This is a genomic window from Dehalogenimonas sp. 4OHTPN (genome assembly GCF_040448695.1).
In the GTDB taxonomy this organism is placed as follows: Bacteria; Chloroflexota; Dehalococcoidia; order Dehalococcoidales; family Dehalococcoidaceae; genus Dehalogenimonas.
Window position 1 is genome coordinate 809914 of sequence record NZ_CP159307.1, and the last position, 19095, is coordinate 829008.

Genomic DNA, 19095 nt, shown 5'->3' on the forward strand with positions numbered 1-19095 from the left:
CAGTGTACCCCCAGGCGATATTTTTTACAATAGCCTTGAGGCTAGGGATGATATGACTTAAGACATAGGCCTGTTCTATTCTGGTTTATAGATCGGACTTTATTTTTCTCCGGATTGAAAAACATATTGCGCTTACCCGGCTTAAATCGTACTATGGAATAAATGAACGGAAGGAGGGACGAGCGCCTGTTGCACTTTAAATTGGAGAACGCGGTAACAAACCGGATTAAAACATAAAGGAGCGCAGTATGGCGACCAAATTTGAATTATTCCAGGATAAAGCCGGCGAGTACCGCTGGCGGCTCCGTCACCAGAACGGGAATATCATCGCCGACTCGGCTGAAGGTTATACTTCCAAATCCAGTGCGATAAACGGCATCGAGTCCGTTAAGAATAACGTCGGCATGGCTTCAATAAAGGACAGCGAAACCGGACAGGTTATATCCCGCCAGGCCGCCCCGCCGGCTACAGCGGCAGTCCCCCAATCGACGCCTGTGGCCGCTGCTAGTTCTACTCCTGCCTGGAAAGCGAATAATGCTGTTTCATCCGGTGACGGCATGAGCGCTGCCGCCATCGTGGCATTGATCGCGGTCGCCTGGTTTGTGCTTGGGATCGGTGTAATCCTGCTGGCAGGGTAGTTCTGTTACCGGTTTCCCGAATTAGAAATGAGAGAGGTATGGATAATGGCGGCGACATTTGAACTTTTCAAAGATAAAGGCGGGGAGTACCGCTGGCGGCTGCGCCACCAGAACGGTAATATAATCGCCGATTCTGCGGAAGGATATCAGTCTAGAGAAAGCGCGGTCAACGGTATCAATTCTGTTATCAGTAATGCGCCTTCGGCGCCAGTCGTTGATCAAACAGCAGAAACTAAAACCTGACCTTTAGTTCCGTTGCCCGATAGATCACGCCTGGTGTAAAGAGCGGTGACTGATTAATACCGTTTCTTCAGTTCGTTGGCAATGATGTTGCGGAGGATCTGGTTGGTGCCTTCGTACATCTGGGTGATTTTGGCATCGCGCATGAATTTTTCAGCCGGATAATCCCGCATGTAACCGACGCCGCCCATAATCTGCACCGCGTCGGTGGTGACGCGCATCGCCATGTCCGAGGCGAAAACCTTGCTCATCGAGGACTCCATGTTGCCGCTTTTCTGCAGACCGGAGTCAATGGTGCGGGCTGAGGCGTAGATGAGCGCCCGAGCGGCCTCGATGTCCATAGCCATATTGGCCAGCATGTGCTGAATGGACTGGAAGGATAGGACCGCCTCCCCGAACTGGACGCGCTCCTTGGCATGGGCGTAAGCCGCTTCGAAGGCTCCCTGGGCAATGCCGAGGGCCTGGGCGCCGATGCCGGGGCGGGATTTTTCGAACAACTTCATGGCATAGAAAAAGCCCATGCCTTCTTTGCCAATGAGGTTCTCCCGGGGAATGAGGCAGTCGTCGAATAGGAGTTCCCGGGTCGAAGATGTGCGTATGCCCATCTTTTTCTCCTTGCGGCCAAAGGAAAAGCCGGGCGTACCTTTTTCCACGATGAAGGCTGACAGACCGCGGGCGCTCTTGCCCGGTTCGGTGCGGGCGATGATTGTATAGATGGCGGCATCCCCGCCATTGGTGATAAAACGCTTGCTGCCGTTAATCACATAGCCGTCAGCGGTTTTGGTAGCTGTCGTCTTCACGGCGCCGGCGTCCGAGCCGGCGGTCTCCTCGGTGATGGCGAAGGCGCACAGCTTCTCACCGCTGGCGATATCCGGCAGAAAGCGGGCTTTCTGCTCCGGCGAGCCGTTGTCAATCAGAATATCCGAACCAAGGAAATTGGCGGCGTAAGTTACCGCGACGCCGCCACAGACACGGGCAAGCTGTTCGGTGGCGAGCACCAGCTCGAAGGAACCCCCGCTAATGCCGCCGTATTCCTCCGGGATGGCGATTCCGTAGAGGCCGGAGGCGGCGATCTCTCTAACGATAGCCCAGGGAAACTCCTCTTTTTCATCGAGTTCGGCACGCACCGGCAGCACTTTCTCTTCGGCAATGCCGCGGGCTAAATCGCGGACCGTTGTTTGAAGCTCATTCAGGAAGTACTCCACGTTCAACTCCTCGTTCAGGGGTATTTGAGCAATTGTTCAATCAAGCTGGCGGTATTATAGGCTTCGTTGAAGGGTTGTTCAAGTCTGGTAAACCGGTGGACAAAACTTATGATGCAATATATCATATATATCATACTTATATGAGGTAAAGACTATAATGACTGACAAGAAGTTCGACGAAGTCTGGGTTCCCAAGTTCTACGGAGCGACCACGATCGGCGAACGCGGCCAGATGGTCATCCCGGTAGAGGCGCGTAAAGACTTCCAGTTGACTCCCTCAGCCAAGCTGCTGGTGTTCGGCAGTCCGGGCGGACTGATGGTTGTCAAAGCGGAACATATCACCGGGTTTCTGGCGCGGGCGTCGGAGATGCTGCGGGCTCTTGAATTGGCGGCGGAAGAGCCGCTTCAATAGGTGGCGTAGAAATAGAGCGGAGAACCAGTATAAATGAACGGGTTTTTTAGAAAATTAGGGTTATTTATCGAATTGAGGCGTGGTTTGGTTATCGCCGCCAGTGTTCTGCTGGTTCTGGCGGCGGTGGTGGGCGCCTCTCGATTAAGCTTCGCCACCGGTATCGAAACCATGATCTCGACAGATTCCCAGGTATACCGGGATTATCAGGAGTTCAACGACAACTTCGGCGCTGAGACCGTCATCATTCTTGCCCGGGCAGAAGGGCTGGCAAACCTGGTCGACCTTGATAATATCACCGCTGTTGATTCAATTGAGCAGCAATTGAGCAAAGAAGCCGGCGTGCTGTCGATAGTCGGTCCCGGATTCGCTTTGCGCCAGGCGATGGCACAGATTGCTGGCGCGCCGTTATTGCCGCCCGACCAGGCAACACTCGAAGCGATAATGCTCGACCAGGGGGCACTTCGGTCGGAGATGAAGCATTTCTTTCCTACCGACAATTTCGGCATAGTCGTCATCACCATGGAGGGCGGAACAAGCCTGGAGCAAGTTAGCGCGGTGGTCGACGCCGCCAGGGGTGCTATCGGGAGGGCATCATTCAACGGCATTGAAGCTTCGGTTACCGGCGCCTCGGTTATCTTCGCCAAGATGGAAGAACTCATGACCCAGAGCATGAGCACCATGATCGGTATTTCCATGCTCTTGATGCTGATGATCCTGGCTGTTGTCTTCGCCGTTCGCGGTTTTTTTGCCTGGCGCTGGCTGCCGCTGGGGGCGGTGATCATCGGCAGCATTTACGCTTTCGGCATGATGGGCTGGCTGTCCGTGCCGATCACTATGGTCACTATGGCCATCCTGCCAATCCTCATAGGACTGGGAGTGGACTATGCCGTCCAGTTTCATAACCGTTATGACGAAGAAGCCCGCCGCGGTGAAACGGTAGCTGAGGCGATCATCGATTCGGTAACCCACATCGGCCCGGCTATCCTCATTGCCATCATCGCCGCTTGCCTGGGATTTGCCGCCCTGTTTCTGTCTCCCGTGCCAATGATTCGTCAATTCGGCATGATCCTCATCATCGGCGTTGTTGCTTGCTATTTGGTCTCGCTGTTCATCCTGCTGCCAGTGTTGTATTCACACGATAGGCGTAAGAAAGCGGCATCGAAGACGGCATTGCCGAAAGACGGAAGCGAGGCTGGGATTGTCGAACGCGCCCTGGCGAAACTGGCGCCACGGATAATCCGTAATCCAGTGCTCATCATCGCCGTCGCTGCGGTATTCACCGTTATTGGAATCGGGCTGGACAGCCGCATCGAGACCGAGACCGACGAGAACAAGTACATCTCCCAGGACCTGCCGCTGATGAAGGATTTTAACGACCTGGCGGCATTGTCAGGCGGTTCAACCGCGTTCAACGTCATGGTCCGTGCTGACGATGCGACACGGTTGGAGGTACTGGGGTGGATGCAGGCGCTGGAAGGGCGGCTGCTCAGCCAGTCGGTAGTGCCGGTACTTCGCGTGGACAGCATCGCCGGGGTGATCGCTCAGGCGGCGGGAGAGAATTTACCCTCGAGCCAAGAAACCATCGATCAGATTCTAGGGTTGGTGCCTGAACTGGCGAAAGCCAATCTTCTGACAAGTGATAAGATTTTGGCGAATATCACCGTCATGACCGCCCCCGGCCTTTCGACAGAGGACCTTCGTGGGCTGCGGGAAACGGTTGATACTTATCTCAGCTCGCCGCCTGCGGGCGTTACCGCAGTGGTCACCGGTCAGGGAGTTATAGGCATCGAACTCATGGATTCACTGACTACTGGCCGGGTAGAGATGACTTTGCTAGGCATCGCACTGGTGTTCCTCGGCCTGTTTGTGCTGTTCAAGTTTAACGCGGTGAAGGCTTCTATTGCCACGCTACCCATCGCCATGATTATCGGCTGGTCCAGCGTGGTGATGTATTTCGGCGGCATCAAATACACCGCTTTGACCGCCACTTTGGGTTCTCTTATCATCGGCATCGGCGTTGAATTCACTATTCTGATGATGATGCGTTACCAAGAGGAGCGGCAAAAAGGCGCTGCTCCTGCGGCTGCTATGACTACCGCGATGACTAAGATCGGCCGGGCGGTCATCACCTCCGGCCTGACCGTGGTCGGCGGTTTCGGCGCGCTGCTTTTTGCCCGCGATTTCCCTATCCTCACCGACTTCGGCGCGGTAACGATGATCAACGTCGGCTTCGCCCTGGTCTCCAGCCTGGTAGTACTGCCGACGATCATTGTGGCCTTTGATCTGAGGAAAGAAAGAATTCTGGCGAAGGCTGCCGCCGGCTAAGCTGTTCAGGAAAAGTAAAAAGGGCAAGCTAGAAGCTTGCCCTTTTTACTTCAGTTGCGGTCCGGCGGTTTACATACACTCCGGCGCCGACATGCCCATGAGGTGCAAGGTGCGGGCTAGCACCGTACGCGCCGCCATAGCGAGCTTGAGGCGCGCCTGCGACAGTAGGAGGTCGGCGGATACGACGCGGCAGTCCTTGTAGAACTGGTGGAAGGCGGCGGCCAGAACGCCGGCGTAGTGGGCCAGGTGGTGCGGCTCAAAACTTTCTGCGACCTGGGCGATGACTTCGGGCAGTAGGAGCATTTTCCGAAGCAGTTCGAGTTCCGCCGGTTCGACCAGCCTGGTGACATCGCCTCCAGTGTAATCAATAGCCTTGTCGCGGGCCAGGCTAATGATAGAGCAGATGCGGGCGTGAGCGTATTGGACATAATAGACCGGATTCTCCGCCGATTGCTTCTTGGCCAGCTCCAGGTCGAAGTCCATCTGGGAATCGGCACTCCTGGACAGGAAGTTAAAGCGACAAGCATCGGCGCCTACTTCGTCCAGCACCTCGCGCAGAGTGATGATCTCGCCGGTGCGTTTTGAAAGTCTGACCAGTTCCTCGCCGCGGCGCAGGGTTACCAGTTGGGAGATAATGACGTGCAGGCGTGCCGGATCGATGCCCAGGGCCTGCAGCACTGCCTTCATCCGGGAGACATGACCCTGGTGGTCGGCGCCCCAGATGTTTATGCCTAAATTGAAACTGCGGCGAATGAACTTGTCATAATGGTAGGCTATGTCCGAGGCGAAATAGGTCGGTGTGCCGTCGCTCCTGATGATGACGTTGTCCTTGCTTTCGCCAAGCGCTGTCGAAGCAAACCAGGTAGCGCCTTCCTTCTCCACGATGTAGCCGGTTTTTTGCAGCAATTCGATGACGCCGGCGAACTCGCCGCTGTCGTAAAGACTTTGCTCGGAAAACCAGCGGTCGAAGCTCACACCCAGGGCAGCCAGGTCTTGCCGGATAAGCCCCAGTATTTTCCGCAGTCCGACGGTACCGAGTTGTTCCAGCGCTTCGGCCGGCGGGAGGTCACGGAAACGGTCGCCTTCTTCCAGGAGTATGTCCCGCGCCAGGTCTGTCATGTAACTGCCGAAATAACCTTCCGCAGGCATTTCAGCATCAACGCCAAGCTGTTGGAGATATCGGGCCAGGAGCGACCGCTTGAATGACAACACCTGATTGCCGGCGTCATTGACATAATATTCCTGCTGTACCTCGAACCCCGCAGCTTTGAGGGCAAGGGCAAGCGAACTGCCTAGTACGGCGCCCCGGCCGTGGCCGACGTGGATGGGGCCGGTGGGATTGGCTGAGACGTATTCGATCTGGATCTTCCGGCCGCCGCCTGTATCAATATTGCCGTAGCACTCGCCGGAGCGGATGATCTCCTCAACCTGCTCGGTAATCCAGCCGTCTGAGATGGCGAAGTTAAGGAAACCCGGATGGGCGACGGCAACGCTCTTGATCTCTGCGGCGGCTGGTATGTACTCGGTTAAAACCGAGGCTATATCCATTGGTTTCATGCCCGTGGATCGGGCCATCTTCAGCGGTAGGCTGGTTGCATAGTCGCCGTGAGACGGATTCTGAGGGTGCTCGAGAACGATCGGTGGCATTGCTACCACCGGCAGTCTGCCGCCGGCTTGCGCCCCGGCGATTGAGCGAGCCAGCAGGTCGGTAATCAAACCTTTTATTCCGAGGATTCCGTTCAACTATGTCTCCAGCTTGTTTTTAGAATGGGTTAGATTATAACACACCCGGCAGCGGCGGCGTTTACGCGGTGTTTAGGGTGTCAGGCGGTTTCCGCCAACCTGGCCGGATTAATCCGGATCAGATGGTCGTCGCCGGCCAGCGGTATGCCGCGGCCGTCAAGATTGTTCGTAATGACGTACAGGTAACCGTCAGGGCCGTTGACAATGTCCCTGAGCCTGCCGAAAATGCCGTTCAAATAACGCGTCAACCTCCCGGTTTGAAGGTTGTATTCAAAAATGCTCTGACCGCGAAGGCCGGTAAAATAAAGCGAACCTTGAAAAAAAGTCAGGCCTGAAGGCGCCCAGGTGTCGTTGCCGCTATGAAGTTTGGGGCCGGTCATGCCGGGAGCCGTGGTTTCGCCGCGGACAACTGGCCAGCCGTAATTGTTGGCGGCTTCAATGAGATTCAACTCGTCGAAATTATTGGAGCCATGCTCTGTCGCCCATAGCTGGCCGAAGCCGTCCCAGGCTAAACCTTGAACGTTGCGGTGGCCGTAAGAATAGACCGCCGAGTTGGGGAAGGGGTTGTTTGAAGGGATCGAGCCATCATCGTTCAGCCGGAGTATCTTGCCGGCCAGCGAGTTCAGGTCCTGCGCGAGCGTATCAATACCTGAGTCGCCGGTGCCGATATATAGCAGTCCGTCCGGGCCGAACTTAATTCGACCGCCGTTATGGACATTGCCGCCGGGAATGCCATCGATTATGACGGTATATCCGGAGAGCGTCAGGCCATTCCCTAAAGTATAGCGGACGACCCGGTTGGCCAGCCCGCTGCCGGCGCGATAGGTATGGTAAAGATAGATCCAGCGGTTGTAATCGAAACCTGGATGGAGGGCCAATCCCAGCAGACCGCCCTCGCCGACGGCAGCCACGCCCTCAACGCCTGGCAGCGGATCAGCCCGAAGGGCGCCCGACGAGTCGATATAACGGACTCGGCCGGGGCGTTCGGTGAGCAGGATGGCTCCGTCTGATAAAAAAGCTAATTCCCAGGGAATCTCCAGACCCTCGACGACGGCTGAGGCTATCTGTGAATTGCCGTCGGGAGGCGGCGGTATGGCGCGTCGGGCTAGAAAATTCCACCAGATAAACCCGCCGGCGACAAGTACGACAACGATGAGGATAGTAGCGATAGTGCGCGGTCTAGACAATTAGCTGGTGCTCCTTGGATTACATCATAGGGTGTGGCGCCGGTAAGAGGCAAGAGAGACTGTGCCAGCCATTCACTGTTCATAGTTCGACAACTTACGAGAATGGTAACAGGGAGTGAATTACAGCTAACTCCACTCTCCCGTCTGAGGCCAGATGCGGATTAGTTCCTTATACAGGGCGCGGTGCTCCGGATTCTGCAGCCTGGGATCGTCTTCGAACAGACGTGTGGCTTCCTCGCGAGCCATTTCGAGGATGGGGACATCAGAGAGTTTGGCCATCTTAAGGTCCGGCAGACCGGACTGGCGGGTGCCGAAAAACTCGCCAGGGCCGCGGAGTTTCAGGTCTTCCTCAGCTAACACGAAGCCGTCCTGGGTCTTTTCAATAACACCCAAACGGGCGTTGGCGACATCGGACGGGTTCTCGGCCAGTAGCATGCAATAGCTCTGCTCGGTACCGCGGCCCACCCGGCCGCGGAACTGGTGCAACTGCGACAGGCCGAAGCGGTCGGCGGACTCAATGAGCATCACCGTGGCGTTGGGCACGTCAATGCCGACCTCGATAACCGGTGTCGAAACGAGAATATCCAGTTTGCCGTCCTTAAAGGCGCCCATGACCGAGTCTTTCTCCGCGGCGGTCAAACGGCCGTGCAACAGGCCGAGCCGGTATTCCGGAAAGACCTCCATTTTAAGGTTTTCGTATTCGGCGGTAGCGGCCCGTGCCTGCACGGCTTCCGACTCCTCCACCAGCGGGCAGACGATGAAGGCTTGCTGTTTCATAGCGAGCTGTTTCTTGATGAAGGCGTAGGCGCTGCCCCGCTGCTCCGGTTTGAGCCACCGGGTCTTGATGATTTGGCGTCCCGGCGGCAGTTCGTCAATGACAGAAAGATCGAGATCGCCGTATAAGGTGAGCGCCAGCGTTCGAGGTATCGGCGTAGCCGTCATCACAAGGATGTGCGGATTGCTGCCTTTCTGCCGCAGACTTTGCCGCTGCTCCACGCCGAAGCGGTGCTGCTCATCAATAACAGCTGCGCCCAGTCTCTTGAACCTCATCGATTTCTGAATCAGAGCGTGGGTGCCGATGATCAGGTCGATGCCACCGTTTCTCACCAGGTCGCGGACGGCTGACTTGCCTGACTCCTTGGCGTCACCGATGAGTAATGCCACGGTGAGCGGCCGATCCGGCATGATGCCAAAATAACTGACTGAATGGTCACTGTGCTGCTTCTGCACCGCCAGGCGATCGAGCATGGCGGTCACCGAGCGGAAGTGTTGCTCGGCCAAAATCTCCGTCGGGGCCATGAAGGCCGCCTGGAAACCGGCATTGACAGCTATAAGAATCGCAGCAGTGGCTACTACCGTTTTGCCTGAGCCGACCTCGCCCTGAAGCAGACGGCTCATGGCTTCGGTGCGTTTGAGATCGGCCAGTATCTCGTCGAGTGACCGCCGCTGGGCACCGGTGAGTTTGAACGGAAGTGAATCAACGAATCGGGTGAGCAGTACCTGGTCGGCAGTGATGCTCGCCGCGGGTTGTGAATGCTGCCAGGCGCGTTTGCGCGCTAACACGCCGAGCTGGAGGAAGAACAATTCATCGAAGGCAAGACGCATCCTGGCCGCATTGTAAGACGGTTCGTCGGCCGGAAAATGGGCCTGGGTCACGGCTTGCGGCAGATCGGCCAGTCGCCTTCGGTCTTTAATATCGGCGGGCAGGTAGTCCTCCAGCGCCGGGGTGAAGCCGTCCACCACCTCTTTCATCAATTTTCGCAGGGCTCGCGGGTAAAGGCCGGCGGTCAAGGGATAGACCGGCACTAATCGCCCTGTGTGGACGAGTTCTTTTTCCTCCAGTTTCTCCCATTCCGGCGATTCGAAAACCAACATACCCTTCCACGCGCTCACCCGGCCGGAAATTACCAGGCGGTCGCCGTTCTTGATCTGCCGAACCAGATAAGGATTGTTGAACCACAGGGCACGGATATTACCGGTCTCGTCGCCAAGGATCGCCTCAGTGGACCTGCGGCCGCCTGGAGTGGTCAGCCGCACCTCCCAGACATTGGCGACGATGGTCTGATCCGGGCCGGGTGACAAAGACGAAATCTTGGCGGTACGGGAGTAATCAACGTGGCGGGCTGGGAAATGATACAGCAGATCGCGGACGTTCTCGATACCAAGTTTTTTCAACTTGGCGGCGGTGGCGTCAGAAACGCCTTTGAAAGCGTTAACCGGCAATTCCAGGGACGTTACCGGGGGACCTGCCGCTTTTTTGACCGAGACCTGTTTGAGCCTGTATTTCGGAGCGGATTCAGCTACGGTAAATGCCGGCTCAACTGATTCCGACGATACCTTACCGGCGCTAGTAACCTTAGCCGCCGCCTCTAACTCTTCGGCGAACTCGACCAGCCGGTCGAGAGCGGCGGATCGCGCCGCGGCTGGTGAACCGGCGTAGTCAAAAGCGCTGATAAATTTATTGAACCGGGATAATTGAGTCCGGTTGACAATGCCTGCCGAAGTCTCCGAAGCCCAGTTAGCCAGGAACTTATCCAGCCCCCCGATGACGGCCGTATCCAGGCAACCTTTCTTCTTTTCAAGGCTGATAACGGCTTTCAGTTTTTCCAGAGACTGAGACATTTGAACTGATTATACCGGAAAACACTGGATGCGGCACAGGAACGAGGTGAATTAATGGCGTTTACACCAATGGTAGGGCTGCCGGCTGTTGCCTGATAAATACGGCCATGATGCCCGGTCCGCCGTGGGCGCCCAACGCCGGTCCCAACTGGGAAATGTGGATTCGTGTCTTTTCAACGAATGCCGAAAGTCGTTCCTTAAGTGTTTCGGCTTCGTCCGGAGTGGTGGCGTAGACGACGGCGACATCGGCGATATCAGGGGTCTTTCTTACCAAATCGACCATTGTGTCCAACGCCCGGGCGCGAGTCCGGGCAATACCGACCGGCCAGAATGAGCCATCCCTTAATGTCAGCAGCGGTTTAACGTTTAATATGCCGCCGATGAGCGACTTTGCGGCACCCAGCCGGCCGCTGCGGAAAGCGTACTTCAAGGTGTCAAACATGGCAAGGATGCGGGTTAAAGGCGCTGTTTGTCTGACCGATTCAATTATCTCCTCTTTGCCGGCGCCTGCCAGGGAGAGGCGCGCCGCGGTTACCGTAGCCAGTCCCAGGCCCATGGAGAGCGAAAGAGAGTCGAGTACGGTGATGCGGGCTTTCTCAAGCAACAGATCACGCCCGGATAACGCTGAGTTGAACGTTCCTGAAAGCTTGCTGGAAAGGTGAATGGAGATGATTTGGTCGTGGTCTTTGAGCAGTTCACTGTAGACAGCGGCAAAGTCGGCGGGAGACGGCTGAGAAGTGGCCGGCGGCACTTCACCAGCCAACAGACGGCGGTAAACCTCTTCCTGGGTGATGTCCACGCCGTCACGGAAAACTTCATTACCGAAGCGGACATAGACCGGTACCACGGCGATACCCAGGTCGTGTACCAAGTCTGTCGGCAGATCTGCGGTGGAATCGGTGATGATCTTGATGCGCATCCGAGTTGCCTAGGGGGTGTTTCCGGGCTCGCTAAGTCTTGCCCATAACAGACACCGAGAGCACGCTGGGGCCCATGTAGGCGCCTAAGACCGGACTGACGGTTGTCCGGTAGATCCTTTCCCTGGGGTGAAGGTCTGACAGGCGGTCTATCAGTGCATCAGCCATCTCCGGCGTGGTGGCGTATTCCACGGCCATTTCGTCAATTTGACGGTGGCCGGCGGCAAAATTGTACAGCACATCTATGGCGGCATTCATTGAGCGTACCCGCGTTAGCGGCGCCACCTGACCGTCGCTCATCGTCAGAACGGGTTTAACCGAGAGCAAGGAACCCAGCAGTCCCTGAGCTTTGCCGATACGGCCGCCTCGGGCCAGATATTTCAGTGTATCGAAGGCCATTACCGGCTTGGTGCAGGCAGCCTGTTCGGTCACTGCTTTTTTTAATTCGTCCAGCCCCAGGCCAGCGGCAGCCTTTTTAGCCGCCCAGATAGCCAGTAACCCCAGAGCTGCCGCGGTGACTTCCGAGTTGACTACCTCGATGCGGCAACTGGGTTTTTCCAAAAGCTGGGCGGCGGACACGGCGGAATCAAATGTTCCCGACAGCTTTTTGGAAATGGTGATGACCAAGACGCCATCAGCGTCGCCGCAGAGCTTTTTATAAACGTTTAAAAAGGCATTGGGTGAAGGCTGAGTGGTATGGGGAAAGATCTCTTCTGCGGCTAATCTGCGGTAAAATTCATCGGTGGAAATCTCGACCCGGTCCAGAAAAGACTCGCGGCCGAAAGACACAGTCAACGGTACGACGCTGATACCAAACTCTTTTGCCAGCGCCGGTGTGAGGTCGGATGTTGAGTCGGTAACGATCTTGACGCCCATGGGCTCACCTTCAAGGATATTCCGGTCGAGCCGGTTACTCCAGGGATACAATATAATCGTAATGCGGCTGGCCGCCGGAAACGACCTCTACTTGACGCCCCGGATATTTTACCGCCAGGCTGTCAGCCATGGCCCGCGCCGCCGCCTCGGTGGTGTTGGCTCCGTAATACAGGGTCATGACTTCTACCCTGGAAAGGTCGGATTTAGCCAGCAGATCAGCCAGCACTTTGTCGGATACTTCGTCCACCGCCGCCAGATGGCCGTCCAGAAGGCCGATAGCCTGGTGCTTCTTGATCACAAAACCGTTGATTTTGGTATCGCGGACAGCATGGGTAATCTCCACCGTCCGGACGTGAGCTTTGGCGTCGTTCATTCGGCTGACGTTGGTATCAAAATCAGCTTCATAATCGAACGCCAGCAGCGCCGCCACGCCCTGGGGCAGGCTCTCGGTGGGAATGATCGCCAGAGTCTTGCCTGAAAGATGCTTGACCTGCTCGGCGGCAGGAATGATGTTTTTGTTGTTGGGCAATATGATGACTTTATCAGAAGCGGCTGCTTCAACCGCCTGATAGATCTCTTTGGTGGACGGATTCATCGTTTGGCCCCCAGGGACGATTCCCGCGGCGCCGAGGGAGGCAAAGACATCGGCGAAGCCATCTCCCGCTACGATAGCCACAATAGCGATATCAATCATCGGCTGCCGGTCTTTCTGAAGCGCCAGGAAATCCTCGTGCTGTTCGTCCATATTCCGGATCGATACCTTATGGACTGTGCCCAGCTTGGTCACGTAATTCAGGACCCTGCCCGGTGCAATAGCATGAATATGGACCCGGATAGTCGAGGCATCGCCGACGACGATGAGCGACTGACCTTTGCGCTTGAGCCTGGCGCGGATCTTTTCCAGTTCCAGGTTCTCTCCTTTCAGGAGGAACTCTGTGCAGTAACCGAAAGGCTCTTCATCGGTTGGAGATAAACGTACCGCTTTGGCCGACACCGGTACTGATGAAGCGATAACATGTGATTTCTTGAACTGCATCTGCTCGGTCTCGCCCCGGAGGAAATGCAGCATGCCTTCCAGTACCGTATACAGGCCTTGTCCGCCGGCGTCAACGACTCCGGCATCCCGCAGCGCCGGCAGCAGGCTCGGCGTCCGGGCGACCGATTCACAGGCGGCGTTCATCGATTGTTCAATCAAATGGACGATCGATTCGTCTTTCTCAGCCGAAGCCCGGGCGGCGGCGGCGACATCTTTCAGGACGGTCAGGATAGTGCCTTCAACGGGATTTGACAGGCCCTTGTAAGCAGTCTCAACGGACTGTGTCCAGGCTGCCGCCCAATCGCTGGCCGTGGCCGCTTCTTTATCCTTGAAGACCATGGCCACGCCCCGCCAGATCTGCGAGGAAATGACTCCTGAATTGCCACGCGCGCCCATGAGAGCTCCCTTGGCAACAGCGCCTGACATGGCGCCAATGTCGGCGGCGGAGACTTTTCCGGCTTCTTCCACGGCGGAGCGGAGAGTGAGGAGCATATTGGTGCCGCAGTCTCCGTCAGGCACCGGGAAAACGTTCAGGGCATCAATATCGGAAGCGCTTTTTTCCAGCCAGGCGGCGGCGGCGGCCAGCATATCGCGCATTTCCTGTCCGGACATGGTCGCGTGGGCTGACATAATCTTACACCTCTGGAGGCGCCTGAGAGAGGCGCCGTCGTTTGTTAATTTGTAACTCCGGGTGGGGATATGTTATATTTACCGAACGGCATTGTATATTATCGTCAAATGAATAGTCAAAGGAGTCCACATCCATCCCATGAAATGCGATTATTGCGGTAAAACCCCTCAATACGGCCATAACGTGTCCCATTCCAAACGGCGCACCAACCGCCGCTCTGAACCCAACTGCCATCCGGCGCGGGTTCTCCTGGACGGCAAATCCACCCGGTTGTCGCTGTGCACCCGCTGCCTGCGTACATTGTCAAAGATGGCCGCGGCTTAAGCCCGATTCTCCGATGAACAAACTACCGCTGATTTCAGCGGTAGTTTTTATTTTGCCAGGATTTATTCGGCTCAATGATGTTCAAGATTCAGCCAGTAGCTCTTTCGCCGCCACAATTGCCTCATTAACCCGCCGCCTGGCCGTGCCGCCGGGGTTGTCTTTAGAATCAATCGAGGTGTCAACGCCAAGGTTGAATACGTCCTCGCCGAAGAGCGGCGAAAACTGTCTGTAGGCATCCAGGGCAAGGTCCGGGAAGGTCTTGCCTTCTTTGGCGCAGTGGCTGACCAGCCGAGCGACGATTCCGTGCGCGTTTCGGAAGCTCTCGCCCTTCTTCACCAGGTAGTCGGCCAGGTCGGTGGCCAACAGGTAGCTGCGGTCGACCGACGTTAACATCCTGTCGGGCCGCACTTTGATCGTTCGTATCATACCGGCGGCCACCTTAAGTGACAGCAGGAGCGTATCGGCAGTGTCGAAAACTGCCTCCTTATCCTCCTGGAGATCGCGGTTGTAGGCCAGGGGCAAGCCTTTGAGCGTCGTCAACAGCCCCATCAGGTGACCGTAGACCCGGCCGGTCTTGCCACGGCAGAGCTCAGCCACGTCAGGATTTTTCTTCTGCGGCATAATGGAAGAACCGGTAGCATAGGCATCATCTATCTCAATGAAGCCGAACTCCATGCCGCTCCAGATGACCAGTTCTTCGGATAGCCTGGAAAGGTGCATCATCGCCAGAGAAGCCGCCGCCATAAACTCAACCACAAAATCCCGATCGGACACGGCATCAAGGCTATTCCGGCTGATGGATCTAAATCCAAGTTCCCTGGCGACAAACCCACGGTCGATGTCGTAAGCTACGCCGGCAAGCGCGCCGGACCCCAGCGGCATGACATCGGTACGCTCCAGGCAGTCAGCCAAGCGTTCCCGGTCGCGCTGGAACATTTCGAAGTAGGCCAGGTAGTGGTGAGCCAGCAGTATCGGCTGGGCGGGTTGGAGATGGGTGTAGCCGGGCAGGGCAACGCCAATATGTTTTTCGGCCAGGCCAACAAAAGCCTCCTGGAGCGTTTTAGTTGACTCGATGGTCCAGGTCAGCACGTCTTTCAAGTAAAGCCGCAGGTCGGTAGCAACCTGGTCGTTACGGGATCTGGCGGTATGCAGGCGCCCGGCGGCTTCGCCGATTTTAGCTTTGAGGCGCGCTTCGATGGCCATATGTATGTCTTCCATCTCCGGCTTGAACTCGAACTTGCCGTCGGTGATTTCCAGTTCAATCTCGACGAGACCTTTGATCATTGCCAGAGCGTCTTCCGGGTCGATAATCCCCTGCTTGGCCAGCATCCTGGCATGGGCAATAGAACCGCGGATATCTTCGCGATACAGCCGCCAGTCAAACGGCAAAGAAGTAGTATATTTGATGACCAGTTCGTCAGCGGGTTTGTCGAAACGGCTTCGAACGTGACTCATGATTTCCCCCTCTTAACCAACAGCCGGGAGCCGAACACTAAATCCCGAACCTTCCCCGAACGATAACGTTCAAATGTTTGGTTATTGTGAACTTGCTATTCGGTTTTAAGTGTCTGCGCCCGCGCCTGCGTCCTGACCGGCAGACCCCAGATTTTGATGAAGCCGACGGCGGCTGAGGCGTCGAATTTATCGCCTGTCTCGTAAGTGGCCAGGCCGTGACTGTAGAGGGAATAGGGCGACTTGCGGCCGACGACGCGGAAGCCGCCGCGCTCCAGCTTGAGGCGCACCGTGCCGGTGACGTATTTTTGACTGTTCTTGATATAAGCATCGAGGTCAGTCTTGTGGGCGGAGAACCACAGGCCGTTATAGATGAGGTCGGCGTACTCCTGGGCTACCTTAGCCTTGAAGCGCGCCTGGTCCTTGGCCAGCGTCATCGCTTCCAGCGCGGCGTGTGCTTTAAGCAGGATGACAGCCGCCGGAGCTTCGTAAATCTCTCTCGATTTGATACCGACGAGTCGGTTTTCGACGTGGTCGATGCGCCCGATGCCGTGGGCGCCGGCGATTTCATTAAGCGCCGATACTATGGCGACGCCGTCCAGGCGGCGGCTATTCAACGTGATCGGCACACCGCGGCGGAAGCCGATAGTGATGTAAGCCGGTTTCTCCGGCGTGTCCTTGACCTCCCGAGTCCAGGCAAAGACATCAGCCGGGGGCTCCGTCCAGGGGTCTTCCAGCACGCCGCACTCGCACGACCGGCCCCAGAGATTTTCGTCGATGGAGTAAGGGCTGCGGGCGGTTACGGGCAGGGGAATGTGGTATTTCCTGCAGTATTCGATGGTTTGCTGGCGGGTCATGCCCCATTCCCGTGCAGGGGCGATGACTTTCAATTGAGGCGCCAGGGCGGCTGTAGCCACGTCAAAGCGCACCTGGTCATTGCCTTTGCCGGTGCAGCCGTGGGCGATGGCGGCAGCGCCTTCCGCCAGAGCGACATCTACCAGCAGTTTGGCGATGAGCGGCCGGCCAAGGGCGGTGGCCAAAGGGTACTCATTCTCGTATAGGGCGCCGGCGGCCAGCGCCTTCCAGATATAATCCTCTACAAATTCTTTCCTGGCGTCCACAACCAGGGCTTTTACGGCACCGACTTTGAGCGCCTTATCGCGGATGACGGTGAAATCACGCTCGTTGCCGACGTCAATAGTCAGGGTGATAACGTCCATGCCGTAATGCTCTTTCAGCCACGGGATGGCCGCCGAGGTGTCAATGCCGCCGGAATATGCCAGGACTACTTTATCAGCCATAGAAGACCTTTCTTTTAATCGCGGATAGTACATATTATGCTACAAACAGGGCTGGCGCCGCCAATGCCGGTCGCGGAAGGCGACCGGGACCGGAACTAACAGCGGTTGAAATGTTTTTTTAAAAAATCACGGATAGTGTCTCGGATTAACGGATAGTTATCCCAATTATAGTCGTGGCCTGGCGCGCCGATGTAGAGCAGGACATTACCTGGCGCTGACGGATGGCGGCCGCGTAAGGCATCCCAGTTGGCTTTGAAAGCCCGCCGCCACTGCCCATAGCTGAAGGCGTCAGGTGTGGTTCCATTCGAACGCAGGTTGATAACGCGTTCGTTCTGGAAGCTCTGATACCAGAAAGGCGGCCCGAGCTCGATTGAAAACAGCCGCGCTTCATCCGGCAGCAACCTCATCACCTGGTTGGACATAACCGTGCCGTTGCTTTCGGCTGCCATCAGGACGCGCAGACCCGGCAAATGGCGCCACAGGAAACGCAAACGCGTCGCTAACTCAGCGGGTTTGGCGATGGACTTGGCTCCGGCATTTAATATCTCGCTGACATAACCGCGCAGAGAACGGTAAGCCCTCTGGTAATTCAACACCATCACCCGGCAGCGTCGGGCGACCAGTTCGTCTTCGATGGCGCTCACTATGGTGGCGTATCCGGAGGCTTTATCGAGCGCCGTCCAGCCATAGCCCCCGGAGTTAAAAAGTATCAGGATGTCTGAGTGGCGCAGCGCCAGATAAGTTGCCAGCATATCGCGCAATAGCCGGGTTTTTTTTGCCCGGTTGCGCCGGTGGAGCTGCCCGGCGGTGGTTTCGGCATCTTCCCGAACATCACGAGGGACGGATTCTAAATCGGCTTCCGTCAGGGGCGCGGCGTTGTAAGCCCGTCGCATCAGACCTGGTTCCGGCACCTGCCAGCTTAAAAACACCAGGACTGAAAGGATCCCGGCAATCAGCAGGAAGATCAGCATGAGCCCTTTATCCCTGGCAGGAGCGCAGTCGGCATAAAGCCATCTCGAGGAGGCTTAGCGCTTCTTCGACTTCATCCTCGGTAATGTTGAGCGCCGGCATCAGCCTGAGGGCATTTGGCTTGACATCGTTTACCAGAAGGCCGTTCTCAAGACATTTCTGCGTCAGTTCCTTGGCGATATCTTCGGAGAACTGAACCGCCAGGAGCAAACCTTTGCCGCGGATTTCAGTGATCAGTGTCGGCCAGCGCTCTTTAATGCGCTTGAGTCCATCGGCAAGTCGGGCTCCCATATCGTATGCGTTGCGGGGAATATCGTTTTCAATTATGAAAGCCAGCGCGGCGTAGGCTGCGGCGCAGGTCACCGGGTTGCCGCCGAAAGTTGAACCGTGCTCGCCGGCGGTAAAGACCGAAAACTTGTCTTTGGCCATGATGGCGCCGATCGGCAAACCGCCGCCCAGTCCCTTGGCCAGGGTCATCACGTCAGGTTCAATCCCGTAAATCTGGTGGGCAAAAAGTGAACCAGTTCGGCCGATGCCGGTTTGGATTTCGTCCAAAATCAGGACGATGCCTTTTTCGTCACACCAGCGGCGGACTTCTTTAAGGTAATTAGGCGACGGAACGTTGACGCCGCCTTCGCCCTGGACAGGTTCCAGCATCACGGCGCAGACGGTGCTGGTTGTCGCCTCCATGATGGCTTCGATGCTGTCGTATGCCACGTTGATGAAGCCGGCGGGCAATGGGGTGTAGGGCTGCTGGTGTTTGAGCTGCCCGGAAGCGGAGACCATGGCCAGCGTCCGGCCGTGGAACGAGCCGGTGGCGGTAATGACCTCGTAGGCGCCGTTTAGATGCAACTTGCCGTAGCGGCGCGCCAGCTTGACGGCTCCCTCGGTGGCTTCGGCGCCCGAGTTGCACAGGAAGACTTTGTTCAGGGAGCTGTTTTCAACCAGCAGCTGAGCCAACTGCAGCTGCGGGATGGTGTAATAATGGTTTGATGTCTGGATTAGCTCACCGACCTGGCTTTTGACGGCTTCGACCACCGCCGGGTGGCAGTGACCGAGCGAATTGACCGCCCAGCCGGCGACGAAATCTAAGTATTTACGGCCGGATTCGTCCCAGACGTAGCTGCCTTGACCCTTGACGATGGTCAGCGGCGCCCGCACCAGCGTGCGCATGAAATACTTTTTTTCCAGTTCCTTCCAGTTAGCCATATGTTACC

16 protein-coding genes are annotated in these 19095 nt (G+C 56.7%); 5 read left to right on the forward strand and 11 right to left on the reverse strand.

Annotated elements, in window-relative coordinates:
* Nucleotides 1-248 precede the first annotated feature (248 nt).
* Both ABV300_RS04260 and ABV300_RS04265 read left to right on the forward strand, forming a co-directional pair.
* Nucleotides 249-638 (forward strand): HVO_2922 family protein, encoded by a 390-nt coding sequence (locus ABV300_RS04260; protein ID WP_353715283.1) that lies wholly within the window; start codon nucleotides 249-251, stop codon nucleotides 636-638.
* A 45-nt stretch (nucleotides 639-683) separates the two neighbouring features.
* Entirely contained in the window at nucleotides 684-881 is a 198-nt protein-coding gene (locus ABV300_RS04265; protein WP_353715284.1) for an HVO_2922 family protein, read from the forward strand.
* Between the two features lie 53 nt (nucleotides 882-934).
* Here the strand turns inward: ABV300_RS04265 and ABV300_RS04270 are convergent, their stop codons facing one another.
* Complete coding sequence (locus ABV300_RS04270) at nucleotides 935-2083, reverse strand: acyl-CoA dehydrogenase family protein (protein WP_353715285.1); 1149 nt, start codon at nucleotides 2081-2083, stop codon at nucleotides 935-937.
* 157 nt (nucleotides 2084-2240) lie between these two features.
* Here ABV300_RS04270 and ABV300_RS04275 point away from each other — a divergent pair, with 157 nt between their 5' ends.
* The gene (locus tag ABV300_RS04275; RefSeq protein WP_058439851.1) at nucleotides 2241-2495 is read left to right on the forward strand and encodes an AbrB/MazE/SpoVT family DNA-binding domain-containing protein; all 255 of its coding nucleotides are present in this window, start codon (nucleotides 2241-2243) and stop codon (nucleotides 2493-2495) included.
* Between the two features lie 33 nt (nucleotides 2496-2528).
* Nucleotides 2529-4820 carry a hydrophobe/amphiphile efflux-3 (HAE3) family transporter gene (locus tag ABV300_RS04280; protein ID WP_353715286.1) on the forward strand — a complete coding sequence of 764 codons (2292 nt, stop codon included), beginning with the start codon at nucleotides 2529-2531 and terminating at the stop codon, nucleotides 4818-4820.
* Between the two features lie 69 nt (nucleotides 4821-4889).
* Here ABV300_RS04280 and argS read toward each other — a convergent pair whose 3' ends face one another.
* The 6 genes from argS to ABV300_RS04310 form a co-directional block, all read right to left on the reverse strand.
* Nucleotides 4890-6563 carry an arginine--tRNA ligase gene (gene argS / locus ABV300_RS04285; protein WP_353715287.1) on the reverse strand — a complete coding sequence of 558 codons (1674 nt, stop codon included), beginning with the start codon at nucleotides 6561-6563 and terminating at the stop codon, nucleotides 4890-4892.
* Nucleotides 6564-6643: 80 nt separating this feature from the next.
* Complete coding sequence (locus tag ABV300_RS04290) at nucleotides 6644-7750, reverse strand: PQQ-dependent sugar dehydrogenase (protein WP_353715288.1); 1107 nt, start codon at nucleotides 7748-7750, stop codon at nucleotides 6644-6646.
* 126 nt (nucleotides 7751-7876) lie between these two features.
* Nucleotides 7877-10372, reverse strand: a complete 2496-nt coding sequence (recG, locus tag ABV300_RS04295) for an ATP-dependent DNA helicase RecG (RefSeq protein ID WP_353715289.1) — start codon at nucleotides 10370-10372, stop codon at nucleotides 7877-7879.
* Between the two features lie 61 nt (nucleotides 10373-10433).
* A complete protein-coding gene (locus ABV300_RS04300; RefSeq protein WP_353715290.1) occupies nucleotides 10434-11291 on the reverse strand; it encodes a DegV family protein in 858 nt (285 codons plus the stop codon).
* 31 nt (nucleotides 11292-11322) lie between these two features.
* Nucleotides 11323-12165, reverse strand: a complete 843-nt coding sequence (locus ABV300_RS04305; protein ID WP_353715291.1) for a DegV family protein — start codon at nucleotides 12163-12165, stop codon at nucleotides 11323-11325.
* 34 nt (nucleotides 12166-12199) lie between these two features.
* Complete coding sequence (locus tag ABV300_RS04310) at nucleotides 12200-13831, reverse strand: DAK2 domain-containing protein (RefSeq protein WP_353715292.1); 1632 nt, start codon at nucleotides 13829-13831, stop codon at nucleotides 12200-12202.
* Between the two features lie 139 nt (nucleotides 13832-13970).
* Here ABV300_RS04310 and rpmB point away from each other — a divergent pair, with 139 nt between their 5' ends.
* Nucleotides 13971-14156, forward strand: a complete 186-nt coding sequence (gene rpmB, locus ABV300_RS04315; RefSeq protein ID WP_353715293.1) for a 50S ribosomal protein L28 — start codon at nucleotides 13971-13973, stop codon at nucleotides 14154-14156.
* An 81-nt stretch (nucleotides 14157-14237) separates the two neighbouring features.
* Here the strand turns inward: rpmB and argH are convergent, their stop codons facing one another.
* The 4 genes from argH to ABV300_RS04335 form a co-directional block, all read right to left on the reverse strand.
* Nucleotides 14238-15611, reverse strand: coding sequence for an argininosuccinate lyase (argH, locus tag ABV300_RS04320; protein WP_353715294.1), 1374 nt, complete (start codon nucleotides 15609-15611; stop codon nucleotides 14238-14240).
* Between the two features lie 95 nt (nucleotides 15612-15706).
* Nucleotides 15707-16909, reverse strand: a complete 1203-nt coding sequence (locus ABV300_RS04325; protein ID WP_353715295.1) for an argininosuccinate synthase — start codon at nucleotides 16907-16909, stop codon at nucleotides 15707-15709.
* A gap of 95 nt (nucleotides 16910-17004) precedes the next feature.
* Nucleotides 17005-17880 carry a hypothetical protein gene (locus ABV300_RS04330; RefSeq protein WP_353715296.1) on the reverse strand — a complete coding sequence of 292 codons (876 nt, stop codon included), beginning with the start codon at nucleotides 17878-17880 and terminating at the stop codon, nucleotides 17005-17007.
* Nucleotides 17881-17887: 7 nt separating this feature from the next.
* A complete protein-coding gene (locus ABV300_RS04335) occupies nucleotides 17888-19087 on the reverse strand; it encodes an aspartate aminotransferase family protein (RefSeq protein ID WP_353715297.1) in 1200 nt (399 codons plus the stop codon).
* Nucleotides 19088-19095: the final 8 nt, after the last annotated feature.

Excerpts from the sequence above, each read along its gene's own strand:
- rpmB (WP_353715293.1), top strand. The coding sequence starts at position 13,971 with ATGAAATGCGATTATTGCGGTAAAACCCCTCAATACGGCCATAACGTG.
- ABV300_RS04305 (WP_353715291.1), bottom strand. The coding sequence starts at position 12,165 with ATGGGCGTCAAGATCGTTACCGACTCAACATCCGACCTCACACCGGCG.
- recG (WP_353715289.1), bottom strand. The coding sequence starts at position 10,372 with ATGTCTCAGTCTCTGGAAAAACTGAAAGCCGTTATCAGCCTTGAAAAG.
- ABV300_RS04260 (WP_353715283.1), top strand. The coding sequence starts at position 249 with ATGGCGACCAAATTTGAATTATTCCAGGATAAAGCCGGCGAGTACCGC.
- ABV300_RS04280 (WP_353715286.1), top strand. The coding sequence starts at position 2,529 with ATGAACGGGTTTTTTAGAAAATTAGGGTTATTTATCGAATTGAGGCGT.
- ABV300_RS04275 (WP_058439851.1), top strand. The coding sequence starts at position 2,241 with ATGACTGACAAGAAGTTCGACGAAGTCTGGGTTCCCAAGTTCTACGGA.
- ABV300_RS04325 (WP_353715295.1), bottom strand. The coding sequence starts at position 16,909 with ATGGCTGATAAAGTAGTCCTGGCATATTCCGGCGGCATTGACACCTCG.
- ABV300_RS04335 (WP_353715297.1), bottom strand. The coding sequence starts at position 19,087 with ATGGCTAACTGGAAGGAACTGGAAAAAAAGTATTTCATGCGCACGCTG.
- ABV300_RS04310 (WP_353715292.1), bottom strand. The coding sequence starts at position 13,831 with ATGTCAGCCCACGCGACCATGTCCGGACAGGAAATGCGCGATATGCTG.
- argH (WP_353715294.1), bottom strand. The coding sequence starts at position 15,611 with ATGAGTCACGTTCGAAGCCGTTTCGACAAACCCGCTGACGAACTGGTC.
- ABV300_RS04300 (WP_353715290.1), bottom strand. The coding sequence starts at position 11,291 with ATGCGCATCAAGATCATCACCGATTCCACCGCAGATCTGCCGACAGAC.
- ABV300_RS04265 (WP_353715284.1), top strand. The coding sequence starts at position 684 with ATGGCGGCGACATTTGAACTTTTCAAAGATAAAGGCGGGGAGTACCGC.
- ABV300_RS04330 (WP_353715296.1), bottom strand. The coding sequence starts at position 17,880 with ATGCTGATCTTCCTGCTGATTGCCGGGATCCTTTCAGTCCTGGTGTTT.